Here is a 24043-nt window from a genome sequence, read left to right as displayed (position 1 = left end):
GGCTCCGGCACGCCCCTGGGCGCGGACCGGACGAGGAGAGGCGGACAGGCAGGGATTTGCTGGCTGTTTCGGATGCTTCTTGGTAACGGGATGGGAAAATGCCGAGGTGATGCCATGTGCAGCGCTGCCAAGCCCGCAGTGATCCTGCTGGCCGACGACGACGAGGACGACGTGATCCTCATCCGGGATTCCTTTAAAAAATCAAAGCTTTCCAATGATCTCCGCGTGGTGGAAGACGGGGTGGAGCTCGTGGATTACCTGAGGCGCCGGGGGGCGTTTGCCGATCCCGCCCTGTCCCCCCGGCCCGACATCATTCTCCTTGACCTCAACATGCCCCGCATGGACGGCCGCGAGGCCCTCAGGGAGATAAAAAACGATCCCAACCTCAAGGATATCCCCGTCATTGTCCTCACCACCTCCCAGACGCACGCGGATATCTACCGCAGTTACAAGGACGGCGCCAACTGCTTCATCACCAAGCCGGTCACGTTTCAGAGCATGTGTGAAATCGTCAGCAAGCTCGGCGAATACTGGTTCCAGATCGTCAAGTTGCCCGAGGACTGATCGGCCGCGGCCCGGCAAAACCCGTTGGGATGGCAACGGAACGCAGCGGACACGGGTACCCCATGCATGATGGCGGAAAAAGCCGGGACGAGCTGCTGCGGGAGGTGCGGCGGCTGCGTCTGGAACTGGCGGGGCGCGCGGCCCTCGATTCCCTGCTCGCCGGGACGCTTGGCCTGATCAAGTCGGAGGATTCCACCCCCGACCTGTTGCGCGCGGTCGTGAGCCTCGTCGCCCGGGAAACGGGCTTTGCGGCCGTGGGCCTGCGGCTGCGCGAGGGCGAGGATTTTCCCTACTTCCTGACCACCGGGCTTTCCGAGGAATTCGTCCGGCTGGAGAACAGCCTTTGCCCCAGGGGCGGGCACGGGCGACCCGCCCGGGGCGAGGACGGCGGGCCGCTGCTCGAATGCGCCTGCGGCATGGTCATCCAGGGCCGGCTCGACCACAGCGAGCCCTTTGTCACCGATTACGGCAGCCTGTGGGTCAACAGCAACACCGCTCTGATCGCCGAGCGGCCCGAGCTCCTCGATCAATTGCGGGGCAATTGCATCGGCTCGGGCTACGAGTCCTCGGCCCTCATCCCCATCCGGTTCGGGGCGACGACCCACGGCCTGCTCCAGCTCGAGGACAGGCGCCGGGGGCTTTTCACGCGCCAGCTCATCGCCGGCCTGGAGCTGGTCGCCCGCCATCTCGCCCTGGCCCTTTCGCAACGCCAGGCGGTCGAGGAACTGCGCCTGGCCGGCGCGGACCTGGAGCGGCGCGTCTCGGAGCGCACCAAGGCGCTCGCCGAGAGCGAGGTGAAGTTCCGGATCATGGCCAACGCCATCCCGCAGCTGGCCTGGATCGCCCAGGCCGACGGGCACATCTTCTGGTACAACGACCGCTGGTACGAATACACCGGCACGACCCCGGAACAGATGGAAGGCTGGGGCTGGCAGCGCGTGCACGACCCGGCCACGCTCCCGGACGTGGTCGAGCAGTGGAAGGCGTCCATCGCCACGGGCAAACCCTTTGACATGGTCTTCCCCCTGCGTGGGGCCGACGGCCGGTTCCGTCCCTTCCTGACCCGGATAAACCCCTTGCTCGATTCCGCGGGCCGGGTGGTCCAGTGGTTCGGCACCAATACCGACATCTCGGAACAGAAACGCATGGAGGAGGAACTGCGCGAGCGCGAGGAACAGCTCCGGCTTTTCATCGAGCACGCGCCGGCGGCCATCGCCATGTTCGACCGGGAGATGCGCTACATGGCGGTCAGCCAGCGCTGGCTGACCGACTACGGCATGGGTGGGCACAATCTGCTTGGCCGCAGCCACTACGACATTTTTCCCGAGATTCCGGAGCGGTGGAAAAAGATCCACCAGCGGGGCCTGGCCGGCAGCGTGGAGCGGGCCGAGGACGATCCCTTCCTGCGGGCGGACGGCGCCACCCAGTGGCTCCGCTGGGAAGTCCGTCCCTGGTACACGGCCCAGGGCGCCATCGGCGGAATCGTCGTTTTCAGCGAGGACATCACCGCGCGCAAAATGGCCGAGCAGGTGCTCAGGGAACGCGACAAGCAATTCAAGATGGTCTTTCAGGCCAGCCCCGCGCCCATGGCCATCGTGTCCTTTGGCGAGTCCCGCTACGTCTACGCCAACGACGCCTATCTGCGGCTCACAGGCTACGGTGCCGGCGAACTCATCGGCAGGACCACGCGCGAGGTCGGCATATGGGACGCCAAGGATGCGCGCGGCCCGCTTGGCGGCTTCTTTGCGGCCGGGGAAAAGGTCGTTGATTCCGAAATGCGGATCACGACTAGGTCCGGGGCGGTCAAAAGCGTGCTGCTCTCCATCGAATTCATGGAGATCGACGGCCGGCCGCATGTGCTGGCCGTGGCCAAGGACATCACCGAGCGCAAGCTGGTCGAGGAGGAGCTGCGGCATTCCCGGGACGCCCTGGAGGACCGGGTCCGGGAACGCACCCGCGAACTCGAGTCCAGGAACGCGGAACTGGAGAATTTCTTCTACATCACGTCCCACGATCTCCAGGAGCCCTTGCGCAAGGTCCAGGTCTTCGGGGAGCGGCTTCGCCTGGAGTACGCCGAGGCCCTCGGCGCGGCGGGAAAGGACTACCTCAAACGCATGGAGGGCGCGGCGGCCCGGATGCAGTCCCTGATCAACGATCTGCTCGACTACTCGCAGGTGGCCACCGGCGCCCACGTGTTCGTGTACGCCGATCTCGGGGAGATCGTCCGCCAGTCGGCCGAGGACCTCGACCGCCTGGTCGAGATGACCGGCGCCACCGTCACCGTCGAGGACCTGCCGGGCGCGGAGGTCGATGTCGTGCAGATGCGCCAGGTTTTCCAAAACCTCCTTTCCAACGCGCTTAAATACCACGGCCGGAACCCGCCGGAAGTGCGCGTCAGCGGCGAGGTCTTCTCCGACCAGGGCCGGGAGATGGTCCGGATCTCGGTGGCCGACAACGGCATCGGCTTCGACCCCCAGTACAAGGACAAGGTCTTTCAGCCGTTCCAGCGCCTCCACGGGAGAAACGCCTACCAGGGGACGGGCATCGGCCTGGCCATTGTCCGCAAGGTCGTCGAACGGCACAAGGGAACCGTCACGGCCGAAAGCGAGCCGGGCAAGGGCGCGCGCTTCCTCGTGACCCTGCCCGTCAACCGCCACGCATGAGGATGGGATAACATGGGCCTGGCTTCCCTTTGGAACTGGCGTTCCATCCGCTTCAGGCTGGCCTGCCTGGTCACCGCCTGCGTGTTGCCCGTGTGGCTGGCCGCGGGCTCCCTGGTCTATTTCGCCTACCAGGACAAAAAGCGGACCATCGAAACGGAGCTGCTGCAGACGGCGCGAAACCTCCGTCTCGTCCTGGACCAGGAAATCGAGGTCATCCAGTCGGTCCTTCATGCGCTCTCCACCTCCCCGGCGCTTGGCACCGGGGATTTCGGCGCGTTCCACCACCAGGCCAAAAGGCTGCTGCAGTCCTACGAGGGGGCGGACATCATCCTGGCCGACGCCACGGGCCAGCAGCTGGTCAACTCCTACCGCCCCCTGGGCGCCAGCCTGCCCAAGCGCAACATCGGCACCGTGGTGGCCCGGGTGTTCGAGCAGGGGAAGGCCGGCGTCAGCGGCCTGTTCAAGGGAGCCGTCACCGGGCGCAACATGATCAGCGTGGACGTGCCCGTCTTTCGCGACGGGAAGGTCGCCTACGACCTGGCCATGACCCTGCCCACGGACCGGATCGTGGCCATCATGTCCCGGTATCCCCTGCCGCCGGGGTGGGTGGGGCTGGTCATGGACAGCGACCGGGTGGTCGTCAACCGCACCCTGGCCCCGGAGCAATACGTGGGCAAGCGGATACCGCCCCTGCTCGGCGGGCCGGGTCCAGGGGACTTCGTCCGGGAGTTCAGGAATCTGGAGGATATTCCCTCCCTGGCCAGCATGAGCAAGTCAGCCGCCACCGGCTGGGCAGTGGTCCTCCACGTGCCAAAGCCCCTGGTCTGGGTGAAGCTGCGCAGCTGGCTCTTGTGGGCCGTGGCGGGCACGTCCCTGCTGTCCGTCGCGGGCGTGGGGCTGGCCGGGCTGATCGGCCGCAGCATCTCCCGGTCCATCTGGGGCCTCATTCCTCCGGCCCGGGACCTGGCCGCCGGGAAGCGGGCGTATCCCGGCAACCTCGGCCTGGAGGAGACGGACGCGGTGGGCAGGGCCCTGGAGGAGGCCTCGGGCCTGCTCATGGAGCGCACCGCCAACCTGGAGCGCAGCAACCGGGAGCTCGAGGACTTCGCCGCCATGGCCTCCCACGATCTCCAGGAACCGCTGCGCAAGATCAAGGCCTTCGGGGAAAGGCTTCGCGAGAATAACGCGCAAAACCTCGACGAAACGGGCCTCGACTATCTGCGCCGGATGGAAGGCGCCGGCGACCGGATGGAGTCGCTCATCCTGGACCTGCTCGAATACTCCCGCATCACCACCCGGCCCAACCCCTTCGTTCCCACCGACCTGGAGGCCCTGGCCCGCGAGGCCGTGGTCGACATCGAGGCGGCCGTGGCCGAGACGGGCGGCCGGATCGTCATCGGGCCGATGCCCACGGCCTCGGTCGATGTGCCGCAGTTGCGCCGGGCCTTCCAGAACCTTTTCTCCAACGCCCTCAAATTCCACGGCCAGGACGCTCCGGAAATAACGGTGAGCGGCACGGTCGTGACCGAGGACGGCCGCCCCTACGCCCGGATAGAAGTGGCGGACAACGGCATCGGCTTCGAAGAGAAGTACCGGGACAAAATCTTCCAACCCTTCCAGCGGCTGCACGGCCGCAGCAAGTTCCCGGGCACGGGCATCGGGCTGGCCATCGTCAGGAAAAGCGTGGAACGCCACGGCGGGACGGTGACGGCCGAGAGCCAGCCGGGCCAGGGGGCGACCTTCATCATGCGCATCCCCCTTAACCAGCAAACGCCAGAGAACTAACATGCCAACGGCCTCCCCGATCAGCGTCCTGATCATCGACGACGACGAGGATGACTTCATCATCGCCGCCGGGCACTTCGCCAGGATCCTGGGCCAGGAGTACGCCCTCAGCTGGGCCGCCGGTTACGACGAAGCGCTGGCCGCCCTGGAATCCGGGCGCTTCGACGTCTGCCTCCTCGATTACCAGCTCGGCGAGCGCTCGGGCCTGGAACTCCTGGAAGAGTTCGGCCGGCGAGGCCTTGCCGTGCCGTCCATCTTCCTGACCGGCCAGGGAGACCGGGAAGTGGATCTCAAGGCCATGGAAGCCGGGGCCACGGACTATCTATCCAAGTCCATGCTCAATGCCCATCTGCTGGAACGGTCCGTACGCTACGCCATCCGCAACAAGCGGGCGGAATTGGAACTGGAGGAACGCGTCCGGGATCGCACGGCGCAACTGCAAAAGGCCGTGGAGGAGGCCGAGGCCGCCAACCGGGCCAAGAGCGATTTCCTGGCCAACATGAGCCACGAGATACGCACGCCCTTAAACGGCATCCTCGGCATGCTCCAGTTGCTCCAGACCACGGACGCCGACCCGGAACAACGCGAATACATCACCAACGCCATCAAGTCCTCCCAGCGCCTGACCCGGCTGCTCGCCGACATCCTCGACCTGTCGCGGATCGAAGCGGGCCGGCTGCCCATCGTGGAGACCGCCTTCGAGTTCAAAAGCCAGCAGGAAGCCGTGATCGAGACATTCGACCAGGCCGCCCGCGGCAAGGGCCTGGCCCTGGACTTTCTCGTCGACGACCGGATGCCGGCGGCCTTGATCGGCGACGAGACCCGGCTGCGCCAGATCCTTTTCAACCTGGTCGGCAATGCCGTGAAATTTTCCGCATACGGCCGGGTGGCCGTGACGGCCACGCCCATGCACCTGCGGGACGACGGCAGCCTCCGGGTGCTTTTCACGGTCACGGATACCGGAATCGGCATCCCGGACCATCTCCTCGCCGATATCTTCGAACCCTTCAGCCAGGTCGAGGGCGCCTATTCCCGCCGCTTCCAGGGGGCGGGCCTGGGCCTCGCCATCGTCCGCCGGCTGGTGTCCCTTCTCGGCGGGGAACTCGACATCGACAGCACCGAGGGCCGGGGCACCGCCATCTACCTGACGTTGCCCTTCCGGCGGCCGAGGGACGCGCCGGCCCGTTCCGAAGGGCCGGCGACCGGCAACGACGTGCTTAAGCCGCGGCTCCGGGTGCTGCTCGCGGAAGATGACGAGGAAAATCTCCTGTACGGCCGGCGCGTGCTGGAAAAATCGGGTTGCCTGCTCACCTGCGCCCAAAACGGCCAGGAAGTGTTGCGTCTCCTGCGGCTGTATGATTTCGACGTGGTGCTCATGGATATCCAGATGCCGGTCATGGACGGGGTCGAGGCGACCCGGGCCATTCGGGCCGGCCTGACCGACGCCGCCAAAGACATCCCGATCATCGCCATGACGGCCTATGCCATGGCCGGGGACAGGGAAAAATTCATCGACGCCGGCATGGATGCCTACATCGCCAAGCCGCTCGACATGGATGCGCTCAAAAGCGTCATCAACAAGGTGCTCATGGACAGGCGGGACGCGGCGTAGGGGGGGCTTGGCCGGAGGGCCGGCGTGAAGTAAGGGGAGCCGCAAGGACGCCCGGAAAGGGCGGAGCGGCCCGGCCCGGTCCGGAGCCCGCGGCAAAGGAGCGCGGCATGATACGCACGACACTTTTTCCGGGACGCTATGTCCAGGGGCCCGGGGCCCTTTCCCGCCTGGGCCATGAGCTGGCCCGGCTGGGGAAACGCCATTTTTTCCTGTGTTCCCCGCACCCGCTGGAGCATCTGCTGCCGCCCGTGCTGCCGGCAGTGGAGCAGGCCGGGGAGGTGCTGGTCGAGCGCTTCGGCCGGGAGTGCACGGACCGGGAAATCGAGCGGCTGGTGGTCGCGGCCAAGGCCTTCGGGGCCGAGACCGTGGCGGCCCTTGGCGGGGGCAAGACGCTTGACACGGCCAAGGCCGTGGCCGCCCGGACCGGGCTGCCCGTGGCCGTGGTCCCGACCATCGCCTCCACGGACGCGCCGTGCAGCTCGGTCTGCATCGTCTACTCCCCGGAAGGCGTGTTTACGCGGGTGGACATCCTGCCGCGCAATCCCGATCTGGTGCTGGTGGATACCGAGGTCATGGCCCAGGCCCCGGCCCGTTTTCTGGTCGCCGGCATGGGCGACGCCCTGGCCACCTGGTTCGAGGCCGATTCCTGCCGCGTGAGCCGCGGGCCGAACATCGCCGGGGACCTGGGGTCCATGACCGCCTACGCCCTGGCCCGACTTTGCTACGAGACGATCCGCGACTACGGGCTTTCGGCCCGCACCGCCTGCGAGGCCGGGGTGGTCACGCCGGCCCTGGAACGGGTGGTGGAAGCCAACACGCTGTTAAGCGGCCTTGGCTTCGAGAGCGGCGGCCTGGGGGCGGCCCATTCCATCCACAACGGCCTGACCGCCCTGCCGGGCGTCCGGGGCCGCAGCCACGGCGAAAAGGTGGCCTTTGGCGTCCTGGCCTCGCTTTTCCTGACGGACAAGCCCGTTTCCGTCATGGACGAAGTCTACGGCCTGTGCGCCGCCCTCGGCCTGCCGACCACCCTGGCCGATCTGGGGTTGCCTGGCGTTGGCGACGAGGACCTGCGCCGGGTGGCCGAAAAAACATGCGCCCCCGGGGAGTCCATCTTCAACGAGCCCGCGGAGATCGCTCCGGCCACCGTCTTTGCCGCCCTCAAGGCCGCTGACGCCGAAGGGCGCCGCCGCCGGCCGGCCCTCTAAGTTGATTGGAAACGATACTTGCCGCCTTTCGGCCGTTGCCGGAATTTGCGCCCGGAGTGCCCATGGCAGACGACCTGCTGGTTTCGATGGAAATACCGCCGGATATCGCCTTCGCCCGTCTCCTGACGGCGGCGGCCGAAACGCTGGCCTTGCGCAAGGGGTTCGACCAGCGGGCAAGCCTCCGCCTGCAGCTGACCGCGGAGGAATTTTTCCTCTGCCTGGTCGGGCTGGCCGAAGACACCGAGCCCCTGCGCGTGGTCTTGACCGGCAAACGGCATACGCTGCGCCTGGCGTTCGCCTTTACCGCCACGAGCCTGTCCCTGGGGGCCTTGAACGTCACGGCCGGCATCAAGGCCTGCCCGGCGGAGGAACCGTCCCACGACCTGGGCCTGCTCCTGGCCGGCAAGGCGGCGGACCGGTTTCATCTGGACCACAAGGGCGACAAGCGCTTTCTCCTCGAAGCCGAGGTGGACCGGGCCTACCCGCCGGCGCCACAGGTCCGGCCTCCGGCCGGCCTCCGGCCGCCGTACACGGTCCGGGCCTGCACCGATCCGGCCCAGCTGGCCCAGGGCGCCGCCCTGGCCCTGGCCGTTTCTCCGGCCTGGCATTGTCCCCAGAGTTTCCGCACGCCCGGCAAGTTCGCCGACCGGGTCGAGGACGGGCAGATCGCCTGCGTGGCGGCCTTTGACGCCGCCGGCCAGCTGGCGGGCCTGCTCAGCTGGAGCCCGTGCAGCGACCGGGCCCTCTTTTTCTCCGGGCCCTTTGTCTTTGCCCCCGAAGGCGATGCCGGGGAGGTGGCCAGGCTTCTGGTCGACGGCTTCCTCGCGGCCGTGGCCCGGGAAAAATACGAAATCGTGCTGAGCTTTCGGGCCACAGCCGACGCGCCTCCGGACGCCTTCGAGTCCCTGGGCTGCCTGGAACTCCACCGCGACGGGAACTGCCGCCCCGAACCGGTCCTCTTTCGCCATCTGCGGGAAGACGCCGGCACGGCGGTCTGGAGCCGGCCGGCCTTGCTGGACTTTTTGCGCGAAACCTACGACCGGCTGGCCATGCCCCGGGACATCCTGCCGGTCGCAGCGCCCCAGGGGCGCGAGCGCCGCGAATCGCTCCTTGGCTGCACGCTCGATCGCAACCGGGACCTGGGCGAGCTGCGGCCGTTTCTGGACGGCGAGGACATGGCCGGCAACCTGGCCGCCCATGTGTGCGCCCTGCGGGACAAGGGGATTTGCAACATTCTCTATTACATGGACCTTTCCAGGCCCTGGGAGGCGGCCCTGGCCGACGACCTGATCCAGGCGGGATTCGCGCCGAAAGTCGTGCTGCCCCACGGCGGACACGGCGACCTGGTCGTGTGGCAGCATGTCCGGCCTCATTGACCTGGTCCCGGCCCACGTCCGGGAATTCGAGAGCTATACGCCAAGCCGGCCCGATCCGGTGCTCATGCGCCAGTACGGCGTGTCGCATCTGTATCGGCTCAACAACAACGAGAACGCCCTTGGCCCTCCGCCCCTGGCCCGGGAGGCCATCGCCGCCTATGCCCCGGACCGGGCCGCCATCTATCCCAACGGCGACGCCTATGACCTGCGGCTGGCCCTGGCGGCCAAGTTCGGCAAAAGCCCGGACCAGTTTCTGGTCGGCAACGGCTCGTGCGAGGGCATCGGTTCGGTGGTGCGGGCCTTTTGCGCCCTGGGCGACGCCATCGTCACGGTGGACAGGACCTTTGCCGTCTACGAATGGGTGGCCCGCTTCACCGGCATCGAGGCCAGGCTGGTGCCGCTTCGCGACCAGGCCCTGGACCCCGGGGCCATGCTGGCGGCCGCAACCGGGCGGACCAAGATCGTCTTCGTGTGCAATCCCAACAATCCCACCGGATCGTGGTGGAACCGGCGGACCCTGGACCGGTTTCTAACGGCCCTTGGCGGCCGGGCCGTGGTGGTCCTCGACGAAGCCTACCGCGAATTCATCGACGACCCGGATTTCCCGGACGGCATGGAGGTCATCGACCGCCATGCCAACGTGCTGGTCTTTCGCACGTTTTCCAAGATGTACGGCCTGGCCGGGCTGCGGGTCGGCTATCTGTGCGGTTCGCTCGCGGCCGTGGACATCGTGCGGCGCACCCAGATCGCCTATTCGGTCAACGCCCTGGGCCAGATCGCCGCCACGGCCGCCCTGGCCGACGACGCCGGGCACATTGCCGCCACCCGGCGCATGGTGGGTGAGGCCAGGGACTTCCTGGGCGGCCTGTTTGCCGCAATGGGCCTTGAGCAGGTCAGCGGCGCGGGCAACTACATCATGGTCCGCACGCCGGTTTCCGACACGCTTCTCTACCGCCGGCTCATGCGCGAGGGGGTGATGGTGCGCACCATGACGAGCTTTCGCTTTCCCGGCTGGATCCGGATCACCCTGGCCCGGGAGCCGGCCATGGAGGCCTTTGCCCGGGCCTTTCGCAAGGTGCTGGACAAGTCATGAGCGATACCGGGAAAGAACCGGCCGAACGGCTTTTCGGCTACGACTTCACCGTGCTGACCCTGGCCGCGACCTTCGGCTTTTGCAACATCGCCATTTTCTACGGCTTCGCCAGCTACCTGGAGCGGCTCGGCATCGATCCGGCCTGGCGCGGGGTGCTGCTCGGGGCCGAGCCCCTGGCCGCCTTCTGCCTGCGGCCGTTTCTCTCTGTCCTGGTCACGCCGCGAAACGCCTTGGCCGTGGCCCGGATCGCCCTGGCTGCCATGGGCGTGGCCCTTTGTTGCTACCAGTTCGCCCGGGGCGTCGGGCCGATTCTTGGCGTGCGGCTTTTCCACGGCCTGGCCTTCGTGTGTCTGGTCAGCGCCGTGATCGTGCTCCTGTCGCGCGTCATCCCGCCGAGGTTGGCCGGCCGGGCTTTCGGCTATTTCTCCCTGTCGGCCCTGGTGCCCTATGCCGTCATGCCGCCCCTGACCGAGTGGCTGCTGCCGCGCCTGGGGAGCGAGGATGCGGCCTATGCCGCCTGCTCGCTTTTGGTCTTGCCCGGCCTGGCCCTGCTCGCGCCCCTGGGCCGGCGCCTGGGCCGCCGGGCCATGGCCGGGGTCCAGGGCACGGGCCGGCCGCGCCTGGCCGACCTGCGCCAGGATCTGGCCCTGCCGCCGGTGCGGCTGATCCTCCTGGCCAATCTGTGCGTCTTTTTGAGCACCACGCTGATATTCTTTTTCATGAAGCCCTTTGCGCTGGGCCTCGGGCTGGCCGATCCGGGCCTTTTTTTCACCGTCTCGACGGCTGCGTCCATACTGGTGCGGGTGGCGGGCGGGTCGCTTTACGACCGGCTGCCCAAGGAAATTCCGCTCCTGGCCGCCCTGGCCGGCCTTGCCGGCGTGATGGCCGGGTTTGCCGCGACAACGGGCGTCATCCGGTTTTTGATCCTGGCCGGCGGCTACGGCCTGAGCCTCGGCGTGGCCCTGCCGCTTCTAAACGCCGTCATGTTCGGCCATTCGCCGGCTCATTTGCGCGGGGTCAACATGAACCTGATGCTCTTCATGATGGATGCGGGCTATGTGGCCGGTCCGATGGCGGGCGGGATGTTGCTTGCGGCCGGAGCCGGGTATCCGAAGCTCTTTTGGCTGTGTGCCGTCTGCGCGGCGGCTTCGGGGCTGTGCATCCTGCCCCTGGCCGCCGGCCGTTGGCAGGGCCGGCGGCAGGTCTAGGCGTGCCGCCGGCAGATGGTGCGCAAGGGCAACCAACCCGTTTTCCCATTTGGAGTCCGGGGGGCCGAGGCCCCCGGCCGCCGGAGGTGCTCCCCCGCTTCTTTCCCTTTACGCTTCCCTGGCGGCCAGCCGCAGCAGCAGGTTGCCGGCCACCTGCCGGCGGTAGGCGGCCGTGGCCCGGAGGTCGTCGATGGGCAAGACGGCGGCGCGGATGCGCCCGGCCGCTTCCTGCAAAACATCCTGGGTGAGAAGCTGGCCCGTCAGCGCGGCCTCGGCGGCCGGGCAGCGCAGGACCGTCGGCCCGACGCTGCCCACGGCCAGCCGGGCTTCTCGCACCCGGCCATCGGCGTCACGCGAGATGACGGCGGCCAGGCTGGCCACGGCAATGGCCAGGGCGCCGCGGCGGCCGACCTTTTCAAAATGCTGCCGGGCGTCTGCCGCTGGCGGGCGGACAAGGACGGCGGCGACGATCTCGCCGGGGGAGAGGGCCGTGCGTCCCGGACCGAGGATCATATCGCCAAGCGGCATACGCCGTCGGCCGTCCTGGGAGGCCAGTTCCACCAGGGCGTCCAGGGCATAGAGCGGCGGCAGGGTGTCGCCGGCCGGGGAGGCGGTCGCGATATTGCCGCCGAGGGTGCCCATGTTGCGGACAAGCGGCGAGCCAAGGGTCGAAAGGGCCTGGGCCAGCACCGGCAGGCGTTCGCGCACCAGCCCGTGGGCGGCCAGGCTGCTGTGGCTGGCCAGGGCTCCCAGGCGCACCAGCCCCTGCTCTTCGGCAATTCCGGCGAGTTCCGCGATGCCTTCCAGCAGGGCCACGTCCATCGGGGCCTGCCCCTCGCGCCGCACCAGCAGATCCGTGCCCCCGGCCATGGCCCGGGCGCCGTCGGCCAGAAGCGGCCACAACCGCTCCAGGCTTTCGGGACGAAACACCCGGCGGATCACTCTTTTTCCCCACGCAGGGCCGCCCCGGCCGCCAGGACCGCGTCCACGATTTTGACGTACCCGGTGCAGCGGCACAGGTTGCCGGAGATGGCCCGGCGCGCCTCTTCGCGGTCGGGATCGGGATTTTGGGCCAGAAGCGCGGCCGTGGCAATGGTCATGCCCGGCGTGCAGTAGCCGCACTGGACCGCGCCGCAGCCGGCAAAGGCCTCCTGGATGGAATGGGGGGCGAGGACGGTGCCGAGGCCCTCGGCCGTGACCACGCTGCGGCCGGGCAGTTGGGCCGCGAGCATGAGGCACGACAGCTTGGCCTCCCCGTCCACCAGCACGGCGCAGGCCCCGCATTCGCCCGAGCCGCAGCCTTCCTTGGCGGCGGTCAGCCCCAAATCCTCGCGCAAAAGATCGAGGACCCGCCGGCCGGGTTCGACGGCCATGCGCACCGGGGCGCCGTTTAGCGTAAAGGACAGTTCCATATGTTCGCTCACGAGGGCAGGCCTCCCATGGCTTCAAGCACCGCCTGCGGGGTGACGGGCAACCGTCGCAGCCAGATGCCGGTGGCGTCGTAAAGGGCCTGGGCCACGGCCGGGCCCGGGCCGTGGATGCCGACTTCGCCCATGCCCTTGAGGCCCATGGGGCCGGTCGGCTCGTCGTCGTCGAGGGCCAGGCATCGGGTATCGGGCAGGTCCAGGGCCGTCGGGATCAGATAGGTGCCGAGATCCTTGGCCCGCATCCGGCCCCGGTCGAGGACCGTATCCTCGAACAGGGCCAGCCCGGCCCCCTGGGCCGCGGCCCCCTGGAGCTGCTGCTCGACGCCGGCCAGGGAAAACACCCGGCCGCAGGCCACCGACACGAGGCACCGGGCCAGACGCACCGTGCCCGTCAGCGTGTCCGCCTCCACGGCGCAAAGACACGCCCCATAGGAATAGAAGCGGTGGGGAAACCCGAGCTTGAACTCCCGGCCCGTGTCCGGCGGATTATCCACCACCGGCATGACGAACTGGTCGATGCAGATGCGGTCGTCGCGGCACAGCATCAGGCCGATGCGGGCCAGGGGCACGGCCCGTCCGGTGGCCGGATCGGACACGGCCCCGGGCAGCAGTTCGAGCCGCTCGGGGGCGTCGCACAAAAGGGCCAGGGCCGCCCGGGCGAGGAGCTTTTCCCGCATGGCCCGGCAGGCTCGCAACAGGGCGTTGCCAAAGGTGTAGGTGGTGCGGCTGGCCGACGAGGAGCCGGCCGGGGGACAGGTGCGGGTGTCCGGCTGGACGCAGGTTACGGCGTGCGCCGGCTGACCGAGGGCCCTGGCGGCCATGGCCACGAAGGCCGAGGCGTTGCCCTGCCCCATGTCCGGCACGGAGTTGTGGATGCGAAAGGTTCCCTGGCGGGTCAGCTCCAGCTTGGCGGCCGCGGCGTCGGGCAGGCCCCGGCCGTAGCCCATGGCGTTCTGGATGGCGACCAGGCCCGTGCCGCGCCGGGTGAAGGCCGGGGCCGCCTTTTTCCAGGCTTCGCGCCCGGTCCAGAAGGGGTGGGCCATGACGGCGTCCAGGCAGGCGGCCGTATCGGTGCCGGCCTCGACGGTGACGCCGGCGCAGTTTCGCTCTCCCGGGCAGAGGGCGTTTTGCCGGCGCAGGCCGGCCGGGTCCCGGCCAAGCTTCACGGCCAGGGCGTCCATCAGGCGCTCGGTGGCAAAGCCGGCCTGGACCACGCCGAATCCCCGGAAGGCGCCGCCCACGGGGTTGTTGGTGTAGGCGCAGAATCCCTCGATGCGGGTGTGGGGAATGCGGTACGGGCCGCCGGCATGTTCCATCCCCAGGGCCATGATCTCGCCGCTCAGGTGGGCGTAGGGGCCGGCGTCGAAATTAAGGACCCCGGACAGGGCGCGCAGGGTGCCGTCGCGCCCGGCCAGGAGGCGCAGGCGCACCGTGGCGGCATGGCGCTTGTAGCCGGCCAGAAACGTCTCCTCGCGGCTCCAGGCCATCTTGACCCACCGCCCCGGCGCGTGGAGGGCGGCCAGGGCCAGCAGGCACTGGACCGTGGCCCCGTCCTTGCCGCCGAAACCGCCGCCGAGATAGGGCGCGCGGATGCGGATTTTCATGGGGTCAAGGCCCAGGGCATGGGCGATCTCGAAGCGGTCGCGAAACGGGGCCTGGGTGGAGACGACCATGTCGAGGAGGCCGGCCGGGGTCAGCCGGGCCAGGCCGTTTGGCGGCTCCAGAAAGACGTGGTCCTGCAAGGGCGTGTGAAACTCGTCAAAAACCACCACGTCGTCGGCCGACGCCCCGGCCAGGGCGGCCGGGGCGTCGCCTTTCTCCACCAGGCCGTGGGCCAGGCGGTTGCCGTCCTCGCGGCCGGGATGGACGAGGGGCGCGTCCGGCAGCAAGGCGGCCACCGGATCGAACACCCCGGGCAGCGGGGAGAAGTCCACGGCGATGCGGGAGAGGCCCTCGGCCAGGGCGGCCCGGCTTTCGGCCACCACCAGGGCGACGGCGTCGCCGCAGTGGCGCACGCGCTGGCCGCACAGGACCGGCTGGTCCTTGTGGACAATGCCCTGGCGGTTGGTGCCGGGCACGTCGGCCCGGGTCAGGACCGCCGCCACGCCGGGCGTGTCCCGGGCGGCGGCCACGTCCAAGGCGGTGATCAGGCCGTGGGGAATGCCCGCCCGCCGGACACCGGCCCACAGGCAGCCCGGCGGCGTCTCGTCGGCGCTGTAGCGTTCCTGTCCGGTGGCCTTGGCCAGGGCGTCGGCCCGGGGCGTGGCGTCATCCCTCATGGCGGTGCCGGCCTTGTTGCCGCTGCCAATCGGCCTCGATATGGCCGAGGAGGGTCTTGGCCCGGTCGGTCAGGAGGTTTATGGCCGCGAAAGCGGGCGGCTCGGCCAGCCATTGGAACAGGAGGGCGTCGTGGCCGAACCACAGGGGGGCCAGTCCCCCGAAGATGAAGCCATGCCGGTTCAGGATTTCGGCGGCAAAGGCCACGCCCGGTTCCCCGGCCCCGAGGTACGCCTGGATGACGGCCAGCCCCCGGCGGCGGCCCCGCTCGGCCAGGGCCTCGACCTGCTGCGCGAAATCCTGGCCGATGGCGGGCACCTGGACGCGCTCCACCTGGGCGAAATCAAAGACCCGCGAGGCCAGCTCGGTGTGGGGCGCGGCCGGCTGGTCGTGCGCGGCATACCGGATGTCGCGGTCGAGACCGAGGCCGGACAGGATGTGCTCCAGGACCGGACGATACGACTCGGGAAGAAAAAGCGGCTGGGCCCGGTCGCGGTCCACCCGGAAGTGGAGCAGGCAGCTCATCCGGCCCGAAGCCCCTTCCTTCTCGTAGGCGCCGGTCGGCATGAGCGAGAGTTCCAGGCCGCACACCGCGTAGTTCTGCCGCACCGCGGTCTTTTGCGTGACCAGGTGGCTGCACACCGCCTCGCCGAAAAAAGCCTCGGCAAAGGACATGGACCGGGAGACCTCGTCGAGTTCCTTGAGGATGCGAAAGGCGATGGAGCTTTGCCGGTACTCCGGAGCGACCAGAAGCTGGCCCTGCTCGTAGACGGCCGGGTTTGGCGGCGAACTGCGGTAAAACGCGCCGGTGCCGGCGATTTCGCCCGAGGCCAGCCGGGCCACCAGGGTCAGGACCGCGTCGCGGCGGTTGAGCGCCACCAGCTGCTCCGGGACGAAGTAGTCCACCACCGGATACTTGTCGCCGTAGATGTCGTGAAAGAGCCGGGACACCCCGGGGGCGTCCCCGGGCCGCATCCGGTCGATCACATGGGCCTGGCCGGGGGGCAGCGGTTTTTTCCCGGCCACGATCCTGGCGACGGCGGCGCGCTTGACCGCCGCGTCATCCAGGGCGTCGCGGAGAAAGGCGGACCAGCCGTCAAGCGACCCCCGCTCCAAAAGGAGGGGAGGGGCGGGAGGCGCGCCCAGGGCCTCGGACAGGCAGGCGGCCAGGGCCGCCCGAATCTCCGGGGAAACGCCCTGATCCCCCAGGGCCACGCCCGGTTCGAGGCCGGCGACCGCGTCGGGGGGGCTCCCCGCGGCCAGCAGGAATTCCTTCAGGAGGTCCGCGTCGTAGTCCATGCTATCGCTCCGTTTCCTTGGCCTTGAGGCCGCGCAGGCTGAGGCCGATGCGGCCGCGCTCCAAATCGATCTCCACCACCCGCACCCACACCTCGCGGCTGACGGACACGACCTCCGCCGGATCGGACACGAAGCGGTCGGCCAGCTGGCTTACGTGCACCATGCCGTCCCGGTGGACGCCGATATCCACGAAAGCCCCGAACCTGGTCACATTGGTGACCAGGCCGGGCAGTTCCATGCCGGCGGCCAGATCCTCGATCCGGTTGACGCCCTCGGCAAAGGCGAAGGCGCTGAAGCCCGCCCTGGGGTCCCGGCCCGGCTTTTCCAGTTCGGCCAGGATGTCGGTGAGCGTCGGCAGGCCGATGTCGCCGGAGACGTAGGCCTCCGGGCGGATCCTGGCCCGGGCGGCGGCGTCGGCCAGGAGCTGGCCCACCGTGCAGTGGGCGTCCCGGGCCATGCGCCGCACCAGGGCGTAGCGCTCGGGGTGCACGGCGCTGGCGTCGAGCGGCTCCTCCCCGCGCACGCGCAAAAATCCGGCCGCCTGCTCGAAGGCCTTGGGTCCGAGCCGCCGCACTTGGCGCAGGGCGTCTCGGCTGGGGAAGGGGCCGTTGGCCTCCCGGTGGGCCACCACGGCCTTGGCCAGGGCCGGGCCGAGGCCCGACACGAAGGTCAGCAGCTCCTGGCTGGCGGTGTTCACGTCCACGCCCACGGCGTTGACGCAACTCGCGACCACGTCGTCCAGGGCCCGGCGCAGGCCGGCCTGGTCCACGTCGTGCTGGTACTGGCCGACCCCGATGGATTTGGGGTCCAGCTTGACCAGCTCGGCCAGCGGATCCATGAGCCGGCGGCCGATGCTGATCGAGCCGCGCACGGTCAGGTCCAGGTCCGGGAACTCCCGCCGGGCCGTCTCCGAGGCGGAATAGATCGAGGCGCCGGCCTCGTTGACCAGGGTCACGGGAAGGTCCAGGCCAAGCTCGCGCACGAAGGCCTCTGTCTCGCGGCCGGCCGTGCCGTTGCCGATGGCGATGGCCTGGACCTGGAACCGGTCGCACAAGGCCTTGACCGCGGCGGCCGCGGCCTCCCGCTGGCCGGCGGAGGCGGTGGGGTGGATCGTGGCGTGGTGGAGCAGGCCGCCCTGGGCGTCCAGCACGGTCAGCTTGGCCCCGGTGCGAAAGCCGGGATCAAGGGCCAGCACCCGCTTCTGGCCAAGCGGCGGGGCCAGGAGCAGGCCGCGCAGATTGGCGGAAAAGACCCGGATGGCCTCGGCGTCGGCCCGGGCCTTCACTTCCGCCCGGGTCTCGGTCTCCAGGGACGGCGCCAGCAGGCGTTTGCACCCGTCGGCCAGGGCGGCCGCCACTTCTGCCGCGTCCGGTCCCTGGCCGCGCAGCAGGAACCGCCGGGCGAGGGCGACGATCTCCTCCTCCGGCGGCCGCAGGCTAAGGGACAGAAACCCCTCGGCCTCCCCCCGGAACATGGCCAGGGCCCGGTGGCCAGGGATGGTCCGCAAGGGTTCGTCCCAGGCAAACCAGTCGCGGAAGGTGGCCCCGGCCGCCTCCTTGCCCTTGACGACCTTGGACCGGAACCGGCCACGGCGAAGAAAGAGGTCCCGCACGGCCGCGCGCAGGCGGGGATGTTCGGCCGTCTCCTCGGCCAGGATGTCCCGGGCCCCGGCCAGGGCGCTTTCCACGTCCGGCACACCCTTGTCCGCCTGCACGAAGGGTCTGGCCAGGGCAAGGGGATCGCGGCCCTGCTGGGCCATGAGCGCCTGGGCCAGGGGATCAAGCCCCCGTTCCCGGGCCATGGCGGCCCGGGTGCGGCGTTTGGGCCGGTAGGGCAGGTAGATGTCCTCCAACCGGGCCTTGTCCTCGGCCTTTTCCACGGCGGCCTTGAGTTCGGGGCCGAGCAGCCCGCGCTCTTCCAGAGAGGACAGGATGGCCTCGCGGCGCTTGTCCAGTTCGGCCAGTTCCGCCAGACGGTCGCGGATGGCGGCCACGGCCACCTCGTCCAGGGAGCCGGTGGCCTCCTTGCGGTAGCGGGCCACAAAGGGGACCGTGGCCCCTTCCTCCAGCAGCCTGGCCACCGCCGCCACCTGGGGCACGGACAGGGACAGTTCCTTGGCGATGCGGGGACAATGGTTTTCGTTCACGCGGGTGCTTCCTCGATCTGGCGGCTGCCGGACCCGGCCGGAGGCCGCCGGGCCGCCGGCGACGCTTTCGCGCCTCGTCCGGTGGGGAGTGGGGCCGTCTGCCTGTCCGCCCTGCGGCCGGGGACGGAGCGTTGGCCGCCGCCCCAGGCGGCGGCTTCAGGGGGCGATTGGGTCCAAGGCCAGGGCCTGGCGCACCTCGGCCCTGGCCTTGGCGAAATCGGCCTGAAAGGCCTGATCCTCCAGCAGGAAGGCGGCAATGACCGTGCCCGCCAGCCGCCCCGCCGCAACGTCGCTCGGATAGTGGACCCCGCCGATCTCCCGGTTGAACCTGTAGCGCTCGGCGCGTTCGTAGATCTGGTCCTGTTTTTCGGGAAGCATGTTGGCGAGAAGGATGGAGGTCACGGTGGCGAAGGTGGAGTGTCCGCTCGGGTAGGAGGCGTTGTTGGGTTTGGGCACGCAGGGATGGATGTCGGGATTGGACGCGTAGGGCCGGGGACGATTCCAGTGTTCCTTGGCGGAGCCAAGGAGTGCGGACGCGTTTTTGGTGACAGCCCTGAAAAAAGCCTCGGCCAGGGGCAATTTCCCGGGCGTGAAATCCGGTCCCAAGACGTCCGCGAACCGGAAGACGGAGCGGTCCGCGTCCGCCAGGGCAAAGGCTTCCTGGGCCGGGGTGCGTTCTTTTTGCAGGGCCAGCAGCTGGGCCATTTCCTCTTGCTGCCGGGGCGAGCCCACGGCTGGCGGCGGAGCCAGAAGCCTGGAAAAATCAATCTGCCCGCGCGGGAGGTAAGCGGTTTCCCCGGCCAGTCCATAGTGCGGCAGGAGCAGGAGAAAGACGAGCAGGAAGACGCGACTCAGGTGGCGCATGGTGGATTCCCCCGGTATTTTCTTAACGCAGTACCAAAGGCCGGGGGAAATTGTAAGCCCTCGAAATTCTCGTCCTAATTTTCGTGCGGCCCGGGCGCGGGCGGACGGGGCCGCCGTCGGGAGCAGGCGTGCCCGGTCGCGGCCCCAGCCTGCCCCCTGGACGAAATTCCGGCCACCGGACATACTTCCCCAATGTCGCGAACCCCGATCAAGCAACCGGACTTTCTGCCCATGACCCGGTCCGAGATGGACCGTCTCGGCTGGAAAGAACTCGATATCCTCCTCGTTACCGGCGACGCCTACGTGGATCACCCCTCGTTTGGCGCGCCGCTTCTCGGGCGCTGGCTGGTCAGCCGGGGCTACCGGACGGGCCTCGTGGCCCAGCCGCGCTGGAATCTGGAAGCGGGCGATCCGGGCGAGGTGGCGGCCATGGGCCGTCCCCGCCTGTTCGCCGGCGTCACGGCCGGGTCTTTGGACTCCATGCTGGCGCACTACACGGCCTTTCGCAAAAAACGTTCCGACGACGCCTACACCCCCGGCGGGCAGGCGGGCAGCCGCCCGAACCGGGCGGCCATCGCCTACGCCAATCTGGTCCGCCGCGCCTTTCCGGGCATTCCGGTGGCCCTTGGCGGCATCGAGGCCTCGCTGCGGCGCGTGAGCCATTACGATTTCTGGTCCCAGTCCCTGCGCCGGTCCATCCTGTTCGATGCCAAGGCCACCGTGGTCCTCTACGGCATGGCCGAACATTCCATCCTGGCCCTGGCCGAGGCGCTGGACCGCCTGAGCGGGGAGGGTGGCGACCTCGCCGACGCCCTGGCCCGCATTCCCGGCGCGGTCCACGCGCGCAAGGCCGGCGATCTGCCCGAGGGCCTTTCGCCGCAAGCGGTGCTGGAACTCCCTTCCCACGAGGCCATGCTGGCGGACCCGGGGCTCTTGCTCAAGGCCTCGCTCCTGTCCGAACGCCACGTGCACCAGAACCGGCAGGTGGCCGTGCAGGTCTCGGGAGACAGGATGGCCGTCCTCACCCCTCCCGGCCAGGGCCTGGACGGCGCCGCGCTTGACGCCCTCTACGCCCTGCCTTTCAGCAAGGAGCCGCATCCGTCCTACCGGCAGCCCATACCGGCCGCGGACATGATCCGGGGGAGCCTCAACATCCATCGCGGCTGCGCCGGCGGGTGTTCCTTTTGCACCCTGGCCCTGCACCAGGGCCGCGCGATCCGCTCGCGCAGCCGGGCCTCCGTCCTGGCCGAGGCGGTCCGGCTGGTGGACGTGCAGGGTTTTACGGGCAGCATCAGCGATGTGGGCGGCCCGAGCGCCAACATGTGGGGCGCGCGCTGCACGGGGGACATGGAGGCCTGCCTGCGGGCCAGCTGCCTGACGCCGAAGATATGCAGGCATTTCAAGGCGGACCAGGGCGGTTTCGTGGACCTGCTGGCCGAGATCGCCCGCCTGCCCGGGGTGCGCCACGTGCGCGTCGCCAGCGGCTGGCGCATGGATCTGGGCCTGGCGGACAAGGAGGCCCTCGCCCGCATGATCCGCGACTTCACCGGCGGACAGGCCAAGGTGGCCCCGGAGCATACGGACGCCCGGGTTTTACGGCTCATGCGCAAGCCGCCGTTTGCGGTGTTCGAGGAATTCGTGGCCTTGTTCCAGCGCGAATCCGGGCGGGCGGGCAAGGAACAATACGTGGTGCCCTACCTGATGAGCGCCTTTCCCGGCTGCACCGTGGAAAGCATGCGGCAGATGGCCGCCTGGTTTGCCGGCCGGGGGTGGAAGCCCAACCAGATCCAGTGTTTCATCCCCCTGCCGGGTACGGCGGCGGCGGCCATGTTTTTCGCCGGCACGGACTTGGAGGGCAACCCGTTGCCTGTGGCGACGTCGGACGCCGAACGTCTTTGCCAGCACGCGGTGCTCGGCGCCGAGCCCAAAAGGCCCCATGCCCGCAAGGATTCCCCGGAGCGAAAGCCGGCGGGCCGGCCCGCCGGGGTGCGAGGTCGCGGAAAAGACGCCACGGCCCGGCCGGCGGCCGGCCGCCCAAGAAAACGTCAGTAAGGCCAGCCGTTCCGTCCGACCTGTCGGCAGGTTGGCTGTCGGGCGAGGCCGGTGCCGCCTATTCCGGGATCATGCCCGCCGTCAGATTGACATAGGCGGCCGTTATGGACCGGGCCTTGTCCGAGACGAGGAAGGCGGCGGTTTCGGCGACATCCTCCAACGTGGGCAGGCGATTGAGCCTCGTGCTTTGTGCTCCCGCAGCAAGCCATTCGCCCACCGACAGGCCCGATGCCTCGGCTTTGCGCGCGAAAAGCTGTGCGGTGTAGGAGCCGGCCTGCGGCGCATCGGAAATGGCGTGCGGGGCCAGGCATACCGCCCGGATGTTGCGGGGACCGAGTTCGGCGGCGAGCACGCGCGTGAATGCTTCCACACCGGCGCACGTGACGCTGTAGCCCAGATGTCCGGCAGTCGCCGTCCGGCCTGCCGGCGTGGTCAGCGTCAGGATCACGCCCTGGCGCGACTTGCCCATGTGCGGCACGACAGCCTTGGTGGTGTTGAACAAGGCCGGCAGAAAGGTGTCCACCGGCTCCATGAACGTCGCAAGATCAAGGTCGTCGATGAACGAGCCCTGATCGTGCAGAAAGCTGGTAGCGTTCAACGCGACATGAAACTCGCCGATCCGGCCGGCCAGGGCTGCGATCTGGTCCGCGGTCGCCGCGGCATCGAGCGCATCCACGACAAAGGCTTCTGCAGAGCCGCCGGCAGCCTGGATGGCCTTGGCCACGGACTCGAGCCTGTCCTGGTGCCGGGCTCCCAAGAACAGGCGGGCTCCTTCCCTGGCGAACGCCCTTGCCGTCGCCGTGCCGATGGCGCCGCTCCCGCCAACGATCAAGATATTCTTGTCTTTTAATAACATCCCGCTCTCCGAGAGGGGGCTACGCGCCGCCTGGCTGCGTGGCCCGGGAGAAAGTGCAGCATCCCGAATATTGCCCACCTGGGCGGCCTGTCTCCATGGCGATGGGCCGTTTTGCGTTGCCGCGCCTATCCGCCGACTGGGTCTGGCCGTAAACGCCGCGACGGGTCAGTTCGCTTTCCTCGTGGCCCTTAGCCGTGGCGCGCCCGGGGACAGTCCGGCCTTCCGGGTGCTTGCCGGGTCAGCGAAGCCATAGCCGCATACGCCGCCACACCGGGTTACGTCGTTGATGTCCTTCTGGTCGATCGGAAAGACCCGGCACGCCTTGGGCCGGCATTTGCCGTACACGCGGCACAAGTGGTCTTTGGTCAGCATCGGGCAAGCGATCGTGAAATGGCAGCACGTCCCGCACTGGTGGCAGCCCCCCTGGCGGTTGCGCAGTTGCCGGGCAACATATCCTTTGCGGAAATGGACCGCGAAAAGCCGCCTGACCTTGCCGACGAAAATCCGTGTTTTGCGACCGATCTTTACCATTGTCGTTCCTTGAGGGTCCAATCCTGCAAACCATACCATACGCCGGTGGCGCGAGGCCCTCCCGTTGCCGGACCTGTCCCGTCTCAGCCTCCCGGCCGATCCGGCGGGTGCAGGATTTTATACCGGGCCGGGCTCGCGGGCGGCGCGCTTGGAGATAACACGGGAGCCGCCGATGGGGTAGCCGGATCAGGCGAACATCCGAGGAAAGGTCGGAAACGCTCGGCTGGCGGCGGCGCGGCCAAGGCCAAAAGGAAAAAGGCCTTCCGGGAGCCACCCGGAAAGCCTTTTTCAAAAATGTTCATTCAGAGGAAGGTATTTTCTATAAAGCAGGAGGCGTGCCAAAGGGGGGAGTGGTCGTTGGCGAGAGTATTTTTAACGGAAATCCAGATTGTTACGTCTGCCACCCAAGCCCATCCGCACAAGCCTGTCGCCTTGGGATCGTACAGAATCCTGTACCCATCCGGGAAAGAGCGCCAAAGCGGGGCAAGAATTTGTACCCGGCCCTGCCCTGCATCCTCGACGCCCCCCGCTGCAGGTCATGGCCACTGCGAACAGATCGCGGACAGGGAGCGGAGCGGGGCCTGGCATTCCTGCCGGGAACACCAGCCCTCAACCGACGCGGGGCAGGCATGCCGGCCGGGGTACGGCTTCCGACAACGTCCAGCCTTGAAGGCGGCCATTCCCGGCGGCAGTCTCCCCGGCGGCGCCGAGGCCCGGCGTCCCTGCCAAGCGAATTGCATCATTTGTGGTTGCAGACAAAAACGAGCGACGCCCAATACAGGGTGCCCAGAGGATTGTTCCAAACGGGAAAAGTCTGCGTTTTTACGCGCAAAAAATTGAAGTATATAGATTGATAAGGCCGATGGAGCACTTGCCATCCTGCGACCAAAGCCGCACTCGCAGTCGCTCTTCAGTCGATCCATGCGATATCGCATCTGGTGGAGAGGCCATGCTGGATAAAATCGAGCTTCCCTGGAACCTTTTTGTCCCAAGCATATTCTCAAACGTCTTTAGTTTTCTAAGGATATTGACGTTGCCTGCTGCGGCATCCCTGGGAAAATTGGATGAAATGACAGGGTATTGGC

At 68.3% G+C, this 24043-nt stretch carries 16 protein-coding genes; 9 read left to right on the top strand and 7 right to left on the bottom strand.

Annotated elements, in window-relative coordinates; genetic code table 11:
• The first annotated feature begins 114 nt into the window (after positions 1 to 114).
• The 8 genes from DFW101_RS07810 (at position 115) to DFW101_RS07775 (ending at position 11506) form a co-directional block, all read left to right on the top strand.
• Positions 115 to 564: a response regulator gene (locus DFW101_RS07810; protein WP_009180968.1), complete on the top strand. Its 450-nt coding sequence runs from the start codon at positions 115 to 117 to the stop codon at positions 562 to 564.
• A gap of 62 nt (positions 565 to 626) precedes the next feature.
• The gene (locus DFW101_RS19775; RefSeq protein WP_009180967.1) at positions 627 to 3227 is read left to right on the top strand and encodes a PAS domain S-box protein; all 2601 of its coding nucleotides are present in this window, start codon (positions 627 to 629) and stop codon (positions 3225 to 3227) included.
• Between the two features lie 12 nt (positions 3228 to 3239).
• Complete coding sequence (locus tag DFW101_RS07800) at positions 3240 to 5012, top strand: ATP-binding protein (protein WP_009180966.1); 1773 nt, start codon at positions 3240 to 3242, stop codon at positions 5010 to 5012.
• A gap of 1 nt (position 5013) precedes the next feature.
• Positions 5014 to 6624 carry a response regulator gene (locus DFW101_RS07795; RefSeq protein WP_009180965.1) on the top strand — a complete coding sequence of 537 codons (1611 nt, stop codon included), beginning with the start codon at positions 5014 to 5016 and terminating at the stop codon, positions 6622 to 6624.
• Positions 6625 to 6731: 107 nt separating this feature from the next.
• Positions 6732 to 7829, top strand: a complete 1098-nt coding sequence (locus tag DFW101_RS07790) for a glycerol dehydrogenase (RefSeq protein WP_009180964.1) — start codon at positions 6732 to 6734, stop codon at positions 7827 to 7829.
• A 62-nt stretch (positions 7830 to 7891) separates the two neighbouring features.
• Complete coding sequence (locus tag DFW101_RS07785) at positions 7892 to 9205, top strand: hypothetical protein (protein WP_009180963.1); 1314 nt, start codon at positions 7892 to 7894, stop codon at positions 9203 to 9205.
• Positions 9189 to 10298 (top strand): pyridoxal phosphate-dependent aminotransferase, encoded by a 1110-nt coding sequence (locus DFW101_RS07780; protein ID WP_009180962.1) that lies wholly within the window; start codon positions 9189 to 9191, stop codon positions 10296 to 10298. Before DFW101_RS07785 ends, DFW101_RS07780 begins: the two co-directional genes overlap by 17 nt.
• Positions 10295 to 11506, top strand: a complete 1212-nt coding sequence (locus DFW101_RS07775) for an MFS transporter (RefSeq protein ID WP_009180961.1) — start codon at positions 10295 to 10297, stop codon at positions 11504 to 11506. The genes DFW101_RS07780 and DFW101_RS07775 overlap by 4 nt, the downstream gene beginning before the upstream one ends.
• A gap of 108 nt (positions 11507 to 11614) precedes the next feature.
• On the opposite strand, the gene DFW101_RS07770 is transcribed toward DFW101_RS07775, so the two are convergent.
• The 6 genes from DFW101_RS07770 to DFW101_RS07745 form a co-directional block, all read right to left on the bottom strand.
• On the bottom strand, positions 11615 to 12448 hold the full coding sequence (locus DFW101_RS07770) for an FAD binding domain-containing protein (RefSeq protein WP_009180960.1): 834 nt from the start codon (positions 12446 to 12448) through the stop codon (positions 11615 to 11617).
• The gene (locus DFW101_RS07765; protein ID WP_043642764.1) at positions 12445 to 12918 is read right to left on the bottom strand and encodes a (2Fe-2S)-binding protein; all 474 of its coding nucleotides are present in this window, start codon (positions 12916 to 12918) and stop codon (positions 12445 to 12447) included. Before DFW101_RS07765 ends, DFW101_RS07770 begins: the two co-directional genes overlap by 4 nt.
• 8 nt (positions 12919 to 12926) lie before the next feature.
• Positions 12927 to 15212 carry a xanthine dehydrogenase family protein molybdopterin-binding subunit gene (locus tag DFW101_RS07760; RefSeq protein WP_009180958.1) on the bottom strand — a complete coding sequence of 762 codons (2286 nt, stop codon included), beginning with the start codon at positions 15210 to 15212 and terminating at the stop codon, positions 12927 to 12929.
• Entirely contained in the window at positions 15202 to 16509 is a 1308-nt protein-coding gene (locus DFW101_RS07755) for a GNAT family N-acetyltransferase (protein WP_009180957.1), read from the bottom strand. Before DFW101_RS07755 ends, DFW101_RS07760 begins: the two co-directional genes overlap by 11 nt.
• Before the next feature lies 1 nt (position 16510).
• Positions 16511 to 18655: a Tex family protein gene (locus DFW101_RS07750; RefSeq protein ID WP_009180956.1), complete on the bottom strand. Its 2145-nt coding sequence runs from the start codon at positions 18653 to 18655 to the stop codon at positions 16511 to 16513.
• Between the two features lie 156 nt (positions 18656 to 18811).
• Entirely contained in the window at positions 18812 to 19519 is a 708-nt protein-coding gene (locus DFW101_RS07745) for an acid phosphatase (protein WP_009180955.1), read from the bottom strand.
• A gap of 192 nt (positions 19520 to 19711) precedes the next feature.
• On the opposite strand from DFW101_RS07745, the gene DFW101_RS07740 reads away from it, so the two are divergent.
• Complete coding sequence (locus DFW101_RS07740) at positions 19712 to 21571, top strand: YgiQ family radical SAM protein (RefSeq protein ID WP_009180954.1); 1860 nt, start codon at positions 19712 to 19714, stop codon at positions 21569 to 21571.
• A 58-nt stretch (positions 21572 to 21629) separates the two neighbouring features.
• Here the strand turns inward: DFW101_RS07740 and DFW101_RS07735 are convergent, their stop codons facing one another.
• Entirely contained in the window at positions 21630 to 22427 is a 798-nt protein-coding gene (locus tag DFW101_RS07735; protein ID WP_009180953.1) for an SDR family NAD(P)-dependent oxidoreductase, read from the bottom strand.
• Positions 22428 to 24043: the final 1616 nt, after the last annotated feature.

This window comes from Solidesulfovibrio carbinoliphilus subsp. oakridgensis (assembly GCF_000177215.2).
Classification (GTDB): domain Bacteria; phylum Desulfobacterota; class Desulfovibrionia; order Desulfovibrionales; family Desulfovibrionaceae; genus Solidesulfovibrio; species Solidesulfovibrio carbinoliphilus.
Note: the sequence above shows the minus strand (reverse complement) of the source record. Positions and strands in the feature narration are given on the sequence as shown.